Annotated in this window: 14 protein-coding genes; 4 read left to right on the top strand and 10 right to left on the bottom strand. The window is 58.2% G+C overall.

Translation table 11 applies throughout. The features are described from left to right. Window positions 1–19 precede the first annotated feature (19 nt). The 3 genes from QP978_RS01190 to QP978_RS01180 form a co-directional block, all read right to left on the bottom strand. Complete coding sequence (locus tag QP978_RS01190; RefSeq protein WP_069359729.1) at window positions 20–565, bottom strand: DUF1707 SHOCT-like domain-containing protein; 546 nt, start codon at window positions 563–565, stop codon at window positions 20–22. Between the two features lie 75 nt (window positions 566–640). Continuing rightward, window positions 641–985, bottom strand: coding sequence for a metallopeptidase family protein (locus QP978_RS01185; protein ID WP_016421667.1), 345 nt, complete (start codon window positions 983–985; stop codon window positions 641–643). 31 nt (window positions 986–1,016) lie between these two features. Beyond that, window positions 1,017–2,270, bottom strand: coding sequence for a septum formation family protein (locus tag QP978_RS01180; RefSeq protein WP_222865172.1), 1,254 nt, complete (start codon window positions 2,268–2,270; stop codon window positions 1,017–1,019). 134 nt (window positions 2,271–2,404) lie between these two features. On the opposite strand from QP978_RS01180, the gene QP978_RS01175 reads away from it, so the two are divergent. Both QP978_RS01175 and serS read left to right on the top strand, forming a co-directional pair. After that, on the top strand, window positions 2,405–3,055 hold the full coding sequence (locus QP978_RS01175) for a LysE family translocator (RefSeq protein WP_187400200.1): 651 nt from the start codon (window positions 2,405–2,407) through the stop codon (window positions 3,053–3,055). A gap of 47 nt (window positions 3,056–3,102) precedes the next feature. Beyond that, a complete protein-coding gene (serS, locus tag QP978_RS01170) occupies window positions 3,103–4,374 on the top strand; it encodes a serine--tRNA ligase (protein WP_048731242.1) in 1,272 nt (423 codons plus the stop codon). 320 nt (window positions 4,375–4,694) lie between these two features. Here serS and QP978_RS01165 read toward each other — a convergent pair whose 3' ends face one another. The 6 genes from QP978_RS01165 to QP978_RS01140 form a co-directional block, all read right to left on the bottom strand. Continuing rightward, window positions 4,695–5,537, bottom strand: coding sequence for a DUF5808 domain-containing protein (locus tag QP978_RS01165; protein ID WP_284856749.1), 843 nt, complete (start codon window positions 5,535–5,537; stop codon window positions 4,695–4,697). Next, window positions 5,534–5,869 (bottom strand): PadR family transcriptional regulator, encoded by a 336-nt coding sequence (locus tag QP978_RS01160; RefSeq protein ID WP_049190945.1) that lies wholly within the window; start codon window positions 5,867–5,869, stop codon window positions 5,534–5,536. The genes QP978_RS01165 and QP978_RS01160 overlap by 4 nt, the downstream gene beginning before the upstream one ends. 255 nt (window positions 5,870–6,124) lie before the next feature. Then, window positions 6,125–7,297, bottom strand: a complete 1,173-nt coding sequence (locus tag QP978_RS01155) for an alpha/beta hydrolase (RefSeq protein ID WP_070546501.1) — start codon at window positions 7,295–7,297, stop codon at window positions 6,125–6,127. Window positions 7,298–7,439: 142 nt separating this feature from the next. Next, complete coding sequence (gene glpK, locus QP978_RS01150) at window positions 7,440–8,996, bottom strand: glycerol kinase GlpK (protein ID WP_070437295.1); 1,557 nt, start codon at window positions 8,994–8,996, stop codon at window positions 7,440–7,442. Window positions 8,997–9,080: 84 nt separating this feature from the next. After that, window positions 9,081–9,830: an MIP/aquaporin family protein gene (locus QP978_RS01145; protein ID WP_284856748.1), complete on the bottom strand. Its 750-nt coding sequence runs from the start codon at window positions 9,828–9,830 to the stop codon at window positions 9,081–9,083. Between the two features lie 249 nt (window positions 9,831–10,079). Next, window positions 10,080–11,816, bottom strand: a complete 1,737-nt coding sequence (locus tag QP978_RS01140; protein ID WP_070605226.1) for a glycerol-3-phosphate dehydrogenase/oxidase — start codon at window positions 11,814–11,816, stop codon at window positions 10,080–10,082. A gap of 441 nt (window positions 11,817–12,257) precedes the next feature. Here QP978_RS01140 and QP978_RS01135 point away from each other — a divergent pair, with 441 nt between their 5' ends. Together QP978_RS01135 and QP978_RS01130 are read left to right on the top strand one after the other, a co-directional pair. Next, window positions 12,258–13,907 carry a lysophospholipid acyltransferase family protein gene (locus QP978_RS01135; protein ID WP_070437291.1) on the top strand — a complete coding sequence of 550 codons (1,650 nt, stop codon included), beginning with the start codon at window positions 12,258–12,260 and terminating at the stop codon, window positions 13,905–13,907. Window positions 13,908–13,913: 6 nt separating this feature from the next. Next, window positions 13,914–14,747 carry a Cof-type HAD-IIB family hydrolase gene (locus tag QP978_RS01130; protein WP_070437289.1) on the top strand — a complete coding sequence of 278 codons (834 nt, stop codon included), beginning with the start codon at window positions 13,914–13,916 and terminating at the stop codon, window positions 14,745–14,747. A gap of 76 nt (window positions 14,748–14,823) precedes the next feature. Here the strand turns inward: QP978_RS01130 and QP978_RS01125 are convergent, their stop codons facing one another. Further along, window positions 14,824–17,277, bottom strand: a complete 2,454-nt coding sequence (locus tag QP978_RS01125; protein ID WP_147722068.1) for an N-acetylmuramoyl-L-alanine amidase — start codon at window positions 17,275–17,277, stop codon at window positions 14,824–14,826. Between the last annotated feature and the right edge of the window lie 77 nt (window positions 17,278–17,354).

Here is a 17,354-nt window from a genome sequence, read left to right as displayed (position 1 = left end):
CGACCGTTACTGCTGGCCGTTATTGCTGGCCTTCCTGAATCTCGCGGCGCTTCTGAGCTGCCAGGCGTAGGCGTTCCGTGCGACGCTTGGATTCCGCTTCGTTGATTTCGTTGAGGAGTTTTTCTTCGTCATCATTGATGTTCAGTGCGGCGCGCCCGATGAGGGCAACGGCCGCAGCGACGATGAAGCCGAGCCATGCGTTGTCGATATTGGTTGCAAACATCAGAACGATAGAGACACATACGATGATGCCTGCAGCAGAGTCAACAATGTTGAGCTGGCGGCCCTTTTTCATCAGAGTCTGCAGCTCTTGATCGACACTTTGGTGCTGCGGTTTAGCCGGGGTGCCCTGTGAACTCTCGGGGGATGTCTCAGCGGGCAGGTCTGCGAAGAGTGTTTGTAGTTGGGAGCGGGTTTTAGCGACTGCGGCAGCTTCGGCGCGCTTGGAGAATTCATCGACATCCAAGTAGCCGTCAGCGAAATGATTGCCGAGACGCTCCATGGCAGCGTTGCGCTCCCTATCGCCGACCCTGATTTCTGGCTTCTCGCTCGAGTTGTCGCTCATGATTATTAAGGTTACAAGGAAGAAAGCTGCCGTGAAGAAGCCGAGAGGAACGAGACCTCGCAGGGCGGGACACACTTATCCGTAGCCGAGTCGGTCCAGATCCTCCTCCTCGAGGCCGAAATAATGCCCGATTTCATGCAGGAGAGTGACCCGAATCTGCTCCACCAGCTCCTCTTCGGTGTGGCTGATGCGGCAGAGCATGTCGCGATACAAGCTGATTTGGTCAGGCGGACCCCAGTGGTTGTTAGAACGCTCGGTCAGAGGAATGCCCTCGTAGAGTCCCAGCAGTGTGGGCTCGTCGAGGTTATACGGGTGGACCTGGATGATGACCTGATCGAGCTGATCGAGAAACTGCGTCGGGATGCGGTCGATGGCCTCATCGACAAGCGCATCGAACCGCTCCGGGCTAACGTCAACCATTTATGGTGCTGCCTCGCAATGTCCTGTTGTTCTACTGTCCTGCGGGAGCGATTGCGTTATCCACAGCGCCTGCTTCTGCACCAGTACCGTCGGCACCGACCGCACCGACGTCACCTGTGCCAGCGCCAGCGCCAGCGTCACCCTGCTCCTCCCGCAGCGGATTGCGCGGTGGCGGAGCCACGGGCGGCTGGCCGTCGATAGTGAAGGACTCGTTAGCGTGGCCATTGAGAGTGGAGAACCCGCCCTGGCCGTTGTCCTTAATCAACCAGCAATTCACACTGCGTGAGCCAGCATTGAGCGACTCCTGCGACAGTGACGTCCAAAATGGCAGCAGCGTTGAGTTATACAGCGGGTCGTCACCGCCGAGGTAATTCTGCGCGAGAGTCACACACTGTTCCGCGAGCACATCATTTTGCTCCTGGTCAGTGGGGACGTTGTCACCGAAATGGTCGCGGAGATTGACAATTCCCGTCGACTCCATCAGGTGATCTTCCACGCACGGTACCTGGCGGATGGCACCGCTTTCGTCCAACGTCACGCAGCGGCCACCCTCGAACACGCGGGACTGGTCCTGCCCGGCCGCAGGACCGGACATGTGCGCCGTGTTGCCGTCTTCATCGACGACCTGGATACCGCACAGGAAGGTTCGGTCACCCTTTTCCCACTGGCTAGGCGAAGGAATAATCGGCGCCGTGATAAATCGACCGTCCGGATCGTACTGGCCGCCCAGGTATTCAGTCACGGTGTTGCGACACACGCCATTTTGCAGAGCCACCAAATTGTCCGCTGTCGGGTAGTTGGCAGTTTTTGCGTATTGCCCCGGATGTTCCTCGTAGTCGGCGAGGTTCAGTTTCTTGGCGACCTCATAAGCGTGTGGCTGCTCACAGGGCACGACGCGGAAGTCAGAAACATTCAAATCTTCTGCCAGGTTCCAGTCCAGACAGTTGCCCGCGGTTGCGCTGGTGAACGCCGTCGTCTCCTTGTCAACGATGGTCGTCGTTGTCGACGATGACGCGCTTGCCGACGAGCCCTTGCCCCCAAGTGGCCCACTCGGTGGCTCGATGACTCCCGCTTGCAGCGCGAATGCCATTCCCGCGGCGCCGACCAGCATTGCCGTCGACAAAGCGCGCATTCCCCAGCTTCCACGAGAGTTACGGGAAGCGTGGGCATCGTTGCTGGCTGCGGAGGACGCACCAGCGCTGGCATCTGCGCCAGTACCTGCACCGGAGTCAGTGTCTGTGGCGGCAGCGTGCTCGCGATCCTGGTTCATATTGTCATCAGCCATAGTGACCCCATTGTGCACCGCCAATGAGCCTGTGGACAAGGTAACGCTCTGTCCGAGTTTGCGGTCCGAGTTTGCTCAATAACTTCAGGCACTACAATAGTCCGGTATTTGTTCGCTACCCGAGGACACGAGTCTTGACCTGGACTGCACTACTCAGCCTGCTGGGCGTCCACATTATTGGTATGGCCTCACCAGGGCCTGACGTCTTCTTAATCCTGCGCCTTGCCACCAAATCCCGAAAGCACGCCATCGCAGCGGTTGCGGGTATCAGTACTGGTGCCACTATCTGGATGACCTTCACAGTTTTTGGGTTCGCAGCTGTCATCACCGCCAATCCTTTGCTGATGGGCGTAATCCAGCTCGTCGGGGGCTGTTATCTCATTTACATGGGCATCAGCATGGCCAAGGCAGGCATCAATACCCTCCGCGAACTGCGCGCCGGTGCCGCACCAGCGCTGGGAAGCGAGGCGCTCCGGTCGCCGAAGGCGACATTCCGTCAGGGCTTTTTCACCAATATGTCGAACCCGAAGATTGTTCTCTTCCTCACGGCAGTGCTTTCACAGTTCATTCCCGCAGGCGCATCCGTGGGGACGCTTGTGCTTTGTACGTTGGTGCTAATCGTCTCCCAAATCGCTTTCTTCCTATTTATCGCAATCGTGGTGTCGACGGATGCCGTCGTCAAGCGAATGGTGCTGGCAGGGCCGTGGATTGACACTGTCGCCGGCGTGATCTTCCTCGTCCTCGGCGCGCTGCTGGTCGCCTCAGGAGCGGAAGCGGCACTCTAGCAAGCCTTGTGCCTGCTTGCCGACGTAAACCAGGTACTCTAGGGGACGTGATTGATCTCAAATTTCTCCGCGAAAACCCTGAAGTAGCCCGCGAGTCCCAGCGCACCCGTGGTGAGGACCCGGCATTGGTCGATCAGCTGCTGGAAGCTGACGCTAAGCGCCGTGAGGTTATTGCCTCCACCGACGCGCTGCGTTCAGAGCAGAAGGGCTTCGGCAAGAAGATTGGTCAGGCGTCGAAGGAAGAGCGCCCGGCCATGCTGGAGAAGGCCAAGGAGCTTTCCGACGCCGTGAAGGCAGCCGAAGCGGAGCAGAAGGAAGCCGAGGCTGAGGTCGAGCGCCTGCAGTACCTGATTGGCAACATCGTTACGGGTGCGCCCGCCGGCGGCGAAGATGACTTTGTCGTGCTGGAGGAAATCGGTGAGATTCCACAGTTCGACTTTGAGCCCAAAGATCACCTGGACCTCGGTGAGTCGCTGGGTCTTATTGATATGGAGCGTGGCGTCAAGGTCTCCGGTTCCCGCTTCTACTTCCTGACCGGTTACGGTGCCATGCTGCAGTTGGCCATGATGAACCTGGCTGCTCAGAAGGCAACTCAGAATGGCTTCCAGCTGATGGTGCCGCCGGTGCTGGTTCGTCCGGAGACCATGTCGGGTACTGGCTTCCTCGGTGCGCACTCCGATGAGATCTACTACCTGCAGGAAGATGACCTCTACCTGGTCGGTACCTCGGAAGTCGCGCTGGCCGGCTACCACTCCAACGAGATTATTGACCTGTCGGAGGGGCCGCGTCGCTACGCTGGTTGGTCTTCCTGTTTCCGTCGTGAAGCGGGCTCTTACGGCAAGGACACCCGCGGTATCCTGCGCGTACACCAGTTCGACAAGCTGGAGATGTTCTCCTACTGTCCGCCGGAGCAGGCGGAGGCAGAGCACCAGAAGCTGCTGAACATGGAGCGCGAGATGCTGGCCGCGGTCGATGTTCCATACCGCATCATCGATGTTGCTGGTGGTGACCTGGGTGCATCGGCTGCCCGCAAGTTCGATACCGAGGCATGGGTGCCGACGCAGAACACCTACCGCGAGCTGACCTCGACTTCGAACTGCACGACTTTCCAGGCTCGTCGTTTGAAGACCCGCTACCGCGATGCCGATGGCAAGTCTCAGTACTGCGCCACCCTAAATGGCACGCTGGCCACGACGCGTTGGCTGGTCGCCATTCTGGAAAACCACCAGCAGGCCGATGGTTCTGTGGTGATTCCGGAGGCGCTGCGTCCGTTCATGATGGGCAAGGAAGTTCTCGAGCCGGTTAAGCGAGCCGGTTAAGCAGGTGCGGCCCCGCCCCAGTTCATCCGCGACTTCACGACACCTATGTCACCTCATGCCACCTCCACAGCTGGCACGAGGTGACATAGGTGTCGTGAAGTGGCTTTTTCGGGCGTGAGTCGTGTAATTGCGCTAAAAAATTAATTGGGGGATTGAGAAGGTAAAAACACCAGGAAGGTTGAGAGTAGAAACACAACCGAAAACACAACTGAACCAGGGGGATAGCCTCACTCGAGGTGGTAGAGGTTGTGTACAACATTCGGGATTACAGCAATTTTGCTGATGTGTCTTTCACCTGCTGATGTATCCTGCACCGTGATTTAAGCTGCTCCAGCTTTCTTCCACGCAGCCTTCAGCCCAGCTCGGAGGGGCAGGACGAGGCAGGCAGACGAAGCCACGGCCGAAGTGAGGGCAACGCCAGCTCGCACAAATGCCGGATTGGTCTTGGAGTTTTCTTCCGTGAGGACTCCGATCAGCTGAGATGGTGCAATTGTGCTTGCGAGCGCGCCTAGGGACGCAACACGCAGAGTATCTTCGCGGTCATCTGCCTTGAGCAGCGAAGCAGCTGAAAATCCAGCTCCGACCGTAGAAACCACGAAGGGAAGAAGCAGAGTTTCCTTCGGTGCTGTCTTCTGAACTGCCTCGCCGTTTAGCTTCCATTTCGTGTGGACTTCTGAAGGCAACTGCTTCCAGGACATAGCCAGTGCGACGCCGTGCGCAACCGTCACGGCCGCGGGGAGAAAAGCGGTCGCCTGCAGTGTGCGAGCTGGAATTTCAGAGATAACCTCACCGTCAATATCGTCCGGTCGGACAATCCCCAGCTTGGTCGCTACTGCGGCCCAGTTGATAGACCAGCCAAAACCCAACAGGTGAGGTTGGAGGATCCGCGGGTCGTCCATGTTCCACAGGGAAGCGCGACCGCTTTTGGTAAATACCCGAAGCGGTTTGGAGAGGTACCTGCGCAAGGTGTTTGGTTCGCCAACTTGTTCGGCTACGCAATTTGCGTAGTCGGTCGCCGTTCCCAGCTCTTCGGTCAGGTCCGCGTGGACGTCGTTAAGCTCTTGCAGAAGACTCTCCTGCTCGGCGATGATCGCCTTGCGTTGTGCGTGCGATATGCCGATTTCGCGCAGTTTGTGGTCAATGGCAGTGAGGTAGGTGTTCATTGGGGCTCCTCGGAAAATAGTGCGGTCATGTCGGCGGATAGGTCGATGAAGTCCTGATGCAGTTGCGTGAGTGTTTGCTTTCCTTTGGCTGTCAGTGAGTAGTACTTGCGCGGCGGCCCTTTGGGGGATTCCTCCCAGCGATTGCTAATCAAGCCGTTGGTGGTCAGCCGCGAGAGTAGGGGGTAGACGGTTCCCGCGGGCGCGCTGAGGTGAGGATAGGCATTGAGCTTTGCGACGAGTGCCGCGCCATAGAGCTCTTCGCGAGAAATCAGCTTGAGAATGGCGAGCTCAAGTACCCCCTTCTTCAGTTGTGTTTGTGGACGTTTGGGCATCGCGTTGTGCTTTCTTTCCGGCGGTAGAAGGAAGTTGTTTGAGCATAATGCTTTTCATACCTAGTACCTTGTAATGCCAACTATACTCCCGGTAGTTTGTATTGCCAAGTACTGAACGCCTATACAGCTGGCAGAGAACAGGGCAAAGAAAATGGGGGCAATTGTCAGAAGACAATCGCCCCCATTCCACCGGGTTAGCTCTATGAAGAACTCGTAACTACTAGGGAGTGGCTCGGTTCTTTTTTTAGCGTTCAATTAGATACGCGCATCAAGCCAGGCAATAGCCGTCGCAATGGCCTCGTGCTGTGCCGGCTCGTTGAAGGTCTCGTGGAACTGGCCTTCGAACTCGATCAGCTGCTTGTCGGTGGACGAGATGCCGTTGTACCAGTCGCGCGAGAAGAACGGCGGCACAATCTCATCCTGGCCGCCCATCATGACCAGGGTCGGCTCAACAAAGTCGACGGAGTTGGTGCCGTTGTAGGTGGCGGCAAAAGCCATCTGCTGAGCCATGCCGAGCGAGAGCTTGGAGTTGTTGTACGGATCAGTTTCGTACTCATCACGCACTGCCTGCGAAGAAGAGGTCTTAGAACCCAGCGGGTTGCCAAGCTGAATCAAGTCGCTGCCGGGTAGTGATGGCACGCGCATCTCGGTGCGGTTCGGCACTTCCTTGAGCATGCGAGTGTTGAATGTGGTCATGTCCTGGAATGGCAGGCGCTGGTAAATCGTCGGCTGCGCCTCGCGCTGGACATCGGTCATGGCCTCTGGGGTGATGGTTTCGCCCTCGTCCGTGCCACCGTAGGGGTTGAAAAGAGCGCCACCACCGTTGGCGACAATGCCATCGACACTGCCCGGGTACTTGATGCCGTGGAAGTCCACGGCAAGGCCGCCCATGGAGTGGCCGAGCAGGAAGGTCTTCGTGCTCGGGTTCTCCGCCTTGGCCTTCTCTACAAGCATGTGCAGGTCATCGACAAGCGAGTGGAAATCATCGATGTGGCCACGAGCAACTGGAGTGCCTTCAACCTGGCCCGTGTGGCCGTGGCCGCGGTGGTCGAGGCGGTAGACGTTGTAGCCGGCGTTCAGAAGCTTGCCGGTTACCCACTCGTAGCGACCCAGGTGCTCTGCAGCGCCATGCACGACGACGACAGTGGCCTTGGCGTTCGGAATGGTGTTGGACTTCCAGTAAATCTGGGTGCCCTTGCCATCCTGTGAGGTCATGTAGCCGTCGGTGACCGTCACGTGGCGTCCGTCAACTGTAGTGGTCGGCGCCGGGGTAGTTGGCAGTTCGACCATTGCAGTGGACTGCGGGTCAGGGGTTGGCTCCAGCGGGTTCTTGATGAAGTCCGTTGGGGCTGCTGATGCTGCCGGGGTGGCCAGTGCCAAAGTCAGGGCGGTGGTCACACTCGCAGTGAAAATCGATGCGCGACGCATGATTGCTCTTTTCTATTTTCAATCGAGGAGTGGATGGTAGTGATAATAATTTTATTATAACAAACAAGCCCTGAATCTATAATAAAAATGGCTCGGAAAACCGAATCGGTTTTCCGAGCCATTTTTAGGCTCTTACGAGGGCTTATTCAGGCTTCGGTGCCTCCTCAGCATCGGTATCCTCGACCCAGCCGTAGGTGCGTTCAACGGCACGGTTCCACTGGTGGAACAGGCGATCGCGCTCTTCGGCCTCCATCTTCGGACGCCACTTCTTGTCAATCGTGATGTGGGCCTTGACCTCATCCAAGCTCGACCAGAAGCCAACGCCCAGACCTGCACCATATGCAGCGCCGAGAGCAGTGGTTTCAATGTTGTTCGGGCGCGTGACAGTGACATCTAGGATGTCGGACTGGAACTGCATGAGGAACTCGTTCATGGTCATGCCGCCATCAACGCTCAGCGTCGTGATGTCCGTGCCGGATTCTGCGACCATGGCATCGAGAACCTCACGGGTCTGGTACGCAGCAGCCTCCAGCACAGCGCGGGAGATGTGGTTGCGGTTAACGAAGCGAGTCAGGCCGACGATGACGCCACGGGCGTCCGGCTGCCAACGAGGAGCGAAGAGACCGGAGAATGCCGGCACGATGTACACGCCACCGTTGTCCTTGACACTCTTTGCTTTGTTCTCGATGGAAGCGGCATTTGGAATCATTTGCAGCTCGTCACGCAGCCACTGAACAAGTGCGCCGCCCATGGAGACCGAACCCTCGAGAGCGTAGACCGGCTTCTCGCCCTCGACCTGGTAGCAGACGGTGGAGATGAGGCCGTGCTCGGACCACTTCGGGTTCTCGCCGGTATTCATCAGCATGAACAGGCCAGTGCCGTAGGTGTTCTTGGTGTCGCCCTCGCCGAAGCAGCCCTGGCCGAACATGGCGGCCTGCTGGTCGCCGAGAATACCTGTAATGGGCAGGCCGGACAGCGCATCGCGGGCGCGAACGCGGCCGAAGTCGCCTACCGACGGGCGGATGTCCGGCAGCATCGACATCGGAATGCCAATCTCACGGCAAATGTCCTCATCCCACTCGAGGGTCTTGAGGTCCATCAGGAGAGTACGGGATGCGTTAGTGACGTCCGTTGCGTGAACTGCAGATTCGCCGTTGTCGCCCTCTGCGCCGCCGGTGAGATTCCACAGCAGCCAGGTGTCGATAGTGCCGAAGAGTAGGTCGCCAGCCTCAGCCTTTTCGCGAGCGCCCTCGACGTTGTCGAGAATCCAGCGTACCTTTGGCCCAGCCGGGTAGGAGTTGATACGCAGGCCCGTGGTCTCACGCCAGCGGTCCGCGCCTTCATCCCCCATGAGCTCCTTACAGATGGTGTTCGTGCGGGTGTCCTGCCAGACGATGGCGTTGTAGACCGGTTCACCAGTGTTCTTGTCCCAGACGACAGTGGTTTCGCGCTGGTTGGTGATACCGATTGCCTCAATGTCCTGGGAGGAGATGTCGCCATCAGCGAGAGCTTCACTGACTACGCGACGGGTGTTGGTCCAAATCTCCTGGGCATCGTGCTCGACCCAGCCCTCTTCCGGGAAGATCTGCTTGTGCTCCATCTGGGCGACAGTGACGATCTCTGCGTCATGGTTGAAGATGATGCAGCGGGTGGAAGTAGTTCCCTGGTCAATGGCGAGGACATATTTGCTGTGCATCATGGGGGATACTCCTAGCGAAATTGTGTGTAAATGTGAGTTTTCGGACTTGCGCTATTTTATTGTGCGTTTACTCTCATATTCCCGTTATCCGATGGCAAAGGCAAGAGCGCCTGCAGCCACGGCTGCCAGCATCGGTGCGACAATCGGAACCCATGCATATGCCCAGTTCGCATCGCCCTTGCCCTTGATCGGGAGCACGAAAGCGTAGGCCAAACGGGGGCCGAGGTCACGAACCGGGTTGATAGCGTATCCAGTCGGGGAACCAAGGGAAAGACCAATCGACACAATGATGAACGAGACACCGAAGTAGGTCAGCGGGCCAAGCTCGCCGCCGGCTGGGCCGAACAGGATGAATGCGAGCAGAACGAAGGTCGCGATGAACTCGGTGACGGCATTCCAAAAGTTATTTGGATGAACCGGCGCGGTGAAGAAGTTGCCACCAGTTTCGGCATTCGCATTGGTCGGATTGCCGTTGTCGTCAACGCCATTGGCATCGAACAGCTGCTTAAACGCGGCCCATGCCAGGATTGCACCTACGAATGCGCCCAACAGCTGACCTGCGGCATAGTAGGGGACCAGGCTCCAAACCAGGCTGCCTTTGACTGCCAGGGCAACGGTTACCGCTGGGTTCAAGTGCCCGCCGGATACGTCAGCAATAGATGCGCCAGCGAAAACGGCCATACCCCAACCGAAGGCAATGCCCAACCAGCCTGCATTTGCAGCGCGGGTAGTCCGGAGGTTGATAGAGGCGCAGACTCCGTTACCGAGCAGAATCAGAATGGCGGTTCCGAAAAACTCCCAGAGGAATGCCTGGGATCCTGTGATTGTCTCCATGAGATGTAGAAAACTCTCTGTGAGTCGTGACCGGGCAAGGTCACGATGAATCTTGCAACGTAGAATTCTTTAGGTATAAGAAATGCCGGCGAGAAACTATTTTTCGCCGGCACTTTTATTTCGACCCCATCAGCCCTTTGAAGTGCGAAGCCGTTTTCCCGAGAAGGAAGCTATTTCGTTGTGGCTACAGCGCTGGTGGCCATTCAAGAGCTAACTCGTATGGCCACCTAGGGGAGGGTGGGAAATGAACTAGCGGTCGAGGCTGACGTCGACGTCCGCGCGAGTTTCCACTGCATGAGCAGCAATCTCGTTAGCGGCCTTGTCAGTCAGCTCACGTTCAGCTGCCAGGGTTGCTTCGACACGTTCGATGAAGACCTTAATCTCCTTCTCCATCGTATCCTTGTCCCAACCCAGAGCTGGGGCAACCAGTTCAGCGGTGGCCCGGGCGCTGTCGACACCGCGGTGTGCGTACTCCATGGAGACACGCAGGCGGCGCTCCAGGATGTCGTCGAGGTGCTTTGCGCCTTCGTGGGTCACTGCGTAGAGGACCTCAGCGCGCATGTACTGCTCAGCGGCCTCCAGCGGCTCGAGCAGGGACTTGTCCTCAGCTGCCGGAGCCAGAACCTCGTAGATAAGGGAGCCGTAGCGGTTGAGCAGGTGCTCGACCTGCTTCTCGGTGATACCGAACTGCTTGGCCAGCGCTGGCTTCTGGTTGTTCAGTGCGTGGTAGCCATCGGCACCGAGCAGCGGGACATCAGCGGTGACGGACTCTGGTACCTTGCGTGGAACATCCTGGACTGCAGCGTCAATGGTGTCGGCGCCGATGACGCGGTAGGTGGTGTACTTACCGCCTGCGACGGAGACCATGCCCGGAGCAACGTGGGCAACAGCGTGGTTACGGGAGAGGTTAGTGGTGGAGTCGGAGTCGCCTTCCACCAGTGGACGCAGACCCGAGTAGACACCGACGATGTCGTCGTAAGTAATCGGACGACGAACCTTGGCGTTGACGTGATCGAGGATGTAGTCGATGTCAGCGCGGGTAGCTGCCGGGTTTGCCAGGTTCATGGTCCAGTCGGTGTCGGTGGTACCGATAATCCAGTACTCACCCCACGGGATAACGAACAGGACGGACTTCTCAGTCACGAAGGTCATTGCCACCGAGCCCTCAAGAGCGGACTTCGGAATAACAATGTGGACACCCTTGGAGGTGTGGACGCGGAACTTGCCGGTGACGCCAGCCAGCTTCTCAATCTCATCGGACCAAATGCCGGTGGCGTTGACGAAAACGTTGCCGCGGATAGTGGTGGTCGCGCCAGTGTCGGTGTCAAGGAGCTTCGCGCCGACGATGCGCTCGCCTTCCTTCACGAAGTCGACAACCTGGGTGGAGGTGCGGACGTCAGCGCCGAAGTGAGCAGCGGTGCGCAGGACAGTCATGGTGTGACGGGCATCGTCAACCAGAGTGTCGTAGTAGCGAACGCCGCCGACCACGGCATCTTCCTTCAGGCCCGGAGCCTGCTTCAGGGTTCCCTTGCGGGAGTAGTGCTTCTGCATCGGAACCTGCTTGGCGCCACCCATGACGTCGTAAAGGAAGAAGCCCGATGCCATGAACGGACGCTCCCATACGCGGTGAGTCAGAGGGAAGACGAAGCGCAGTGGCTTAACCAGGTGCGGTGCCAGATGCGACATGGACAGTTCGCGCTCGCGCAGGGATTCAGCTACCAGGCGGAAGTCCAACATCTGCAGGTAGCGCAGACCGCCGTGGAACATCTTTGAGGAGCGGCTAGAGGTGCCGCCTGCGAAGTCACGAGTTTCAATGACCGCAGTCTTCAAACCACGGGTTGCGGCATCGAGCGCAGCGCCAGCGCCTACAGAACCGCCGCCGATAATGACGACGTCGTATTGCTCGGTACCGAATTTCTCCCAGGTCTTTTCATGCTGTTCCTTGTTCAGAACTGCAGATGGGGCGAGAGATGAAGAGGACGACATTTTCCAATCCTTCCCGGTGGGGGCGTTGATTTTTTCGTCGAAGAGAATTTCTCGGCTCACGGCTCAGGTTACCAAAACTCGGCTTACTTGTGAGCGCCAACCTACGGTTACGTAGATATAAATAATGGGGCAAAAAGTCACGAAAATCGCGCCAGTAATGTTGTCCGATTTTCCGCAGGTAGATGGCTATGTTAATAGAGGTTTTCCACTTTTAGACTGAAAGTCGGCTGGCAATGAAACCCCCATAATGGGGGTATCAAAGATGGCTGATGGGTGGGCAATGGGTGCACGGCGGGCGTGTGGCGTATATGAGAGGCGATGACTGGAACTGCGCTCGCATTTACACATGAATATGAGCCTGTAACGACATTTATTCACGAGTCTCAGATACCAGTACATATTGCCCCGCTAAGGGGTGCGAAAGATTGTAGAGTAAAGGCCATGTTCAAGGATCCTGTGTACTTAACGATTATCGGATTGGCGCGCACCGTCTTCTTTGCCCAAGGTTTGAAGTTCACCGTTAAGGGCTGGGAAAACGTGCCGAAAGACTCTGGTGCCGTTCTCGTTACTAACCACACCGGATACATGGACTTCACCTATGTCGGTCTTCCATTCCGCAAGCACCGCCGTTTTGTCCGTTTTATGGCGAAGAAAGAAGTTTTCGACCACTCGGTCGCCGGACCAATCATGCGTGCTTGTAAGCACATTCCGGTCGACCGCACTGACGGCTCCAAGTCTTTCGAAGAGGCCTGCGCGAAGCTGGAAAACGACGAGTTGGTAGGTATCTTCCCGGAGTCGACTATCTCGCGCAGTTTCGAGGTCAAGAATTTGAAGTCCGGCGCAGTGCGTATGGCGCAGCGCACCGGCAAGCCCATCATCCCCGTGCTGATTGTGGGATCCCAGCGCGTGTGGACGAAGGGGCACCCCAAGCATCTCGGCCGCAGCAATACTCCGATTCACATTACGGTTTTGCCACCGTGGACACCGGAGGGGGATCCGGCAGAAGCCACCGAGAAGCTGCACGAAATCATGGATCAGGGCGTTCGTCAGCTCTGGGACGAGTACGCAGCTGAAGAAGGTCCCCTGCCGAAGGGCGCCTACTGGGTGCCGGCTCGTCTTGGCGGTGGCGCGCCGACTTTCGAAGAGGCACAGGCAGAGGACCTGAAAGTCGAAGAAGAGCGCCAGCGTATCCGTCATTTGCGCGGTGACCTGGCTGCATTCAAGGAAAAGCTAGCCGAGTCGGCGCGTGAATTCGGCGATAGTGCGCGTGAGTTCGGCGATCAGACCAGGCAGCAGTTCCTCGATGCCTCGCACACGATGAGCGCGGAGTCTGCTCGTCGAAGGGAACAGACGACCGCGCTGTTGGCGCAGTTCCGTCAGTCTGTGGAACAGATGGCTGATGATGTCGTCGCCGGCGCCAAGGAGAGCAAGGAGTCCGTGCGTACTGCCACGGATTCGATGCGTGTGACGTTCCGCGAAGCGTACGTGCAGCTCGAGAAGGCCTCCGCCTCTGGTGTTGAACAGACGCAGCAGACCGTTTACCGTCTTATCGGCCAGTCGATGATGATTCGCGACAAGCTTCCACAGCGCTTGAACAGGCTCATCGCCGCTCAGCCGGAGACGTTTATCTTCGATTACCCCGCATCGCTTGCCGACGACGCGGGCACAATTAGCGAAGAAACTATCAAGGCCTTGCAGCAGCTCGGTGATGTCGGAGCCACAATCGTTGTTCTGCACGAGTCGGGAGATAAGCCGAATCTATCGGCTTTGGAATCGGTTGACCTGCAGGTCGTGGAACTTCCGGAGGGCGCCAGCAAGCTGGACGTCACAAATGCGGTGGTTAGCACGCTGCGCAAGCAGGCTCGCAAGGAAGAAACCGCGATTCTTTTCGCCGGTCGCTCGAACTTTGAGGAAGCTACACAGCGTGTCGGCATGCCGGTAGTTATGGCCGATGCGGACTGGGCCTTGCTGAAGAACGCGGACTGGGTAATTGACACTGTCGAGCATGGGGGAGTAGCTGCAACGCTGCAGTTGTTGCACGACCGGTTCTGCGATGACGGTGAAGATGGCAACAGTGAGGACGGCAAGTAGTTCGCCGTGACCGAGAGACTACATCCACTACTCGTAGCTTCGGATATTGACGGGACGTTCATCGACTCGCGGGAGCGGGTAACTCCCCGCCTGCGACAGGCCGTCACGCGAATGCTACGCCGCGGCACCCCGTTGGTGCTGGCCACGGGAAGGCCGGCCCGGTGGTTGCAGCCAGTGCTCGAGCAGCTGCCGGTTCAGCCGTTGTGCGTGTGCGCCAATGGCGCCGTGATTTACGACTCCGGCCGTGATGAAGTAGTTGCCGCCAACACACTGAAGCCAGAGACGCTGCGATACGTCGTTAAGCATGCGCGCGAAGCGACGCGATCCATCGGTGGAATCGGCATTGCGGCAGAGCGCGCTGGGACATCGGCGAATGATGCCATCGATGAGCTTTTTGTGGTGGCACCGTCCTATGACCATGCGTGGGAATCGGATGAGCACGGTGAGCTTGCTGAAGAGGCCGTGTTGTCAGAACCCGCGACGAAACTCTTGCTGCGAAACTCAGATGTGAACAGTGCCCAGCTATATGAACTGGTCGCCCCCGCAATTGACGCGAGCCTGGCGCACGTGACCTACTCCATGCCGGACGGGCTTTTGGAGGTGTCCGCGCCGGGCGTGACTAAGCGCGCCGGGCTTGAATACGTATCTGAACTGGTCGGAGCGACCGCGAAAGATGTGGTCTGCTTCGGTGACATGCCGAACGATATCGAGATGCTGTCGTGGGCGGGCACGGGTGTGGCCATGGGCAATGCGGCTGACAACGTCAAGGAGATTGCAGACGAAATCACCGCCACCAATGATGATGACGGTGTTGCTCGTGTGCTGGAGCGCTGGTTCTAGCTAGCCTCGAGGTTTTTCCCCGCGCCAGCTGGCTGACCAGTGCTCGACAGCGTCTGCTTCGGGTTTACTGCAGCGTTTACTTCAGCTCGGTCTTGACTTCGCCGGTGGTGCGGTCGAAGGTGATTGAACCGTTCTGGAACTCAGCGCGCTCGATGTTTCCATCGACCACCTGGGTCTTCGTCGGAGCGCCCAGCTTGCCGACCTCGAAGCCCTGGCGGGCCCACTCATCAGCAATCTTGCCCCAGATAGCGTGCGCGCCGGTGGTGTCGGAGTCGGTGATTACGCCGTTGGAGAACTTCACGTAGCGCAGGGCATCGGCCTGGCCAGCATTGTTCGCCACGGTAGAACCGCTCTGGATACCGGACATTGCGTAACCGAGAACGGAGCCCATTTCCTCGGAAACTTGGCGCCATTCGGCAGCCAGGTCGTTCTGCTCATTGATAGTGATGATCTGGTCAATCAGGACCGGCAGGTCAGCAATCGATGGGCCGTTTTCGATGGAGCGTCCAACGGCACCCAGAATCGCATCGGCGGTCTGTCCGAGCCCCGGTGCGCCGAGCATGCCCAGCGCCGAGGCCAGCATCGAACGTGCGCCCGAGACTGTCTCCAGAGCCTGTGCCTTCTGCTGCTCGTCGGATGCGCTCGGCGAGGAGGAGTTGCTCTGCTCGCTTGCCGACGGTGCGGAGGAGTCAGCCGTAGCAGTGTCACTGGTGTTCGTGGCGTCGGTTGGCTCCGAGGTATCCGAAGTGCCCGAGGTGGTCGAGTCGGAGCTCGACGTTGTCGACGAAGTGGTGCTCGATGCGCTCGATGCGCTCGAGGACTTCTCGGAGGACGAGGTCGTGGACGTACCCGTCGATGCCGAGGTGGTCGAAGTGGTCGAGGTAGTAGAGGTCGACGTGCTCGACTCGGTCGATTCGCTCGACTGCGAGTCTGTGTTCTCGGTGGTCTTATCGTCCTTTTCATCCTGCGGAACGAGGAGATCAATCAAGCCGTCAGGGCCCTCATTATCAATCTTTCCGCTGGTGAGAGAGTTGTACTTCTTCTCGGCAATCGAGCGGATCTTGCTCATCTGGGCGTAGCCAGCATCACCTGGGCAGGTGGTGTTACCAACGTCGCGGTGCGCGAAGATTGTCGGCAGAGTGACCTGCTGGCCGTATCCATACTTGGAGTAGCTGGTGCCACCCGAAGTCATCTGAATCTGGCCGGTCGGCTTGATGCCGGCGACCTTCAGGCGCCAACCGATCATATTGCCCACCGAGTTCAGTGCAGCCTCACTGGGAGCAACCGAAGAGTAGTTACCCATCATGGAGATGCCGAAAGTACCGGTGTTGAAGCCACCTGCGTGTGCGCCCTGGACATTCTTATCCAGGCCACCGTAGCGGCCCTCGTAGATGTTGCCGTACTTGTCGACAAGAGCGTTGTATCCGATGTCGCACCAGCCCAGAGTCTGTGCGTGGTACTGGTAGATGCCGCGGACGATACCAGCGGACTGGCTCTCGGTGTAGTTGTTTGAACCAGCGGTGTGGTGCACGGTGGCACCGACAAGCTTGCTGTCGTAGTCCGCGCCCTTACAGCGGTTGTTTTCGTTGGCGCCCCAGCCGGCACGGGTAATGACCTTCGGCATGCCCGTGACATTCTTGGCATCGACAATTGGGTCGATGCCGGATGCAGCAGCCTGGCCGTCGATTAGCACTGCGTCGACCTGGTCGATCGGCAGTTCATCGGCGACCGGCTCGATGTCCGTCCACTTCACTGGGAGATTCGGCGAGTCCAGATTTGCAGCGTCGTTAGCGCTCGGAGCAGTCGGGTCATCGAGTGCGTCCCCAGGAGCTGCATCCGGAGTCTGCTGGTAGTCGGAAGTGGCATCGTCAACGGCCTCGGCGACATCCTTGGCCGCATCCGTAGCGGAATCCTTTGCATCCTCCACGGCCTTCTTCGCGTCCTCGGCATTAATCTCGTCGAGGTTGAGCTTGGACAAATCCAGCTTCTCAGCGCCCTTGATGTCCTTCAGATCCACGCCGGAACCCGGACCGAAGATGTTAAGTCCGTGGGTGGAAACCTGAACGCGCTTGGTTGGCTCGATGTAGATGAGCTCCGTTCCGTTCAGGCCGTTGCCATTGCCTTCAGCGGGGTAGTCCGGGTCAACGCTGAACCAGTCGGACCAGGAGCCGTCTGCTCGCTCGGCGCGGACGAAGCTGGCGATATCAGGGTCACCGGCCCACGTCAGCGCAAACTGGGAAAACTCAGTATCGGAGGTAATTTCCTTGACGACACCGCGGTTGGGATGAGCTTCGTCGGCAAGCGACTGCGTTGCGATTGCTGCATCTTCGACGAGAACGGAGACGCTGTCTGCAAGCGACTTGCTCTGGACAACGGGGTCGATGGGGCCGGCGCCGTTTTCCTCAATGAGGTCATAAGCGGCACCTGCGCCGACAACGGCAACGGGTGTCAGGGCAAGGGTCGCCACGGCAGCGAGTACCAAGGATTGCTTGGCACCTGCGCGGCGATTGATGCGGCGGCGACTAAACACGGTAATAACTCCTGGGTGATTACGAAAATCTGGTGTTACACCACAAATGTGATGTGGTTATGCCTGGATTAGATAAG

This window comes from Corynebacterium sp. MSK035 (assembly GCF_030232615.1).
Taxonomy (GTDB): domain Bacteria; phylum Actinomycetota; class Actinomycetes; order Mycobacteriales; family Mycobacteriaceae; genus Corynebacterium; species Corynebacterium jeikeium_D.
Note: the sequence above shows the minus strand (reverse complement) of the source record. Positions and strands in the feature narration are given on the sequence as shown.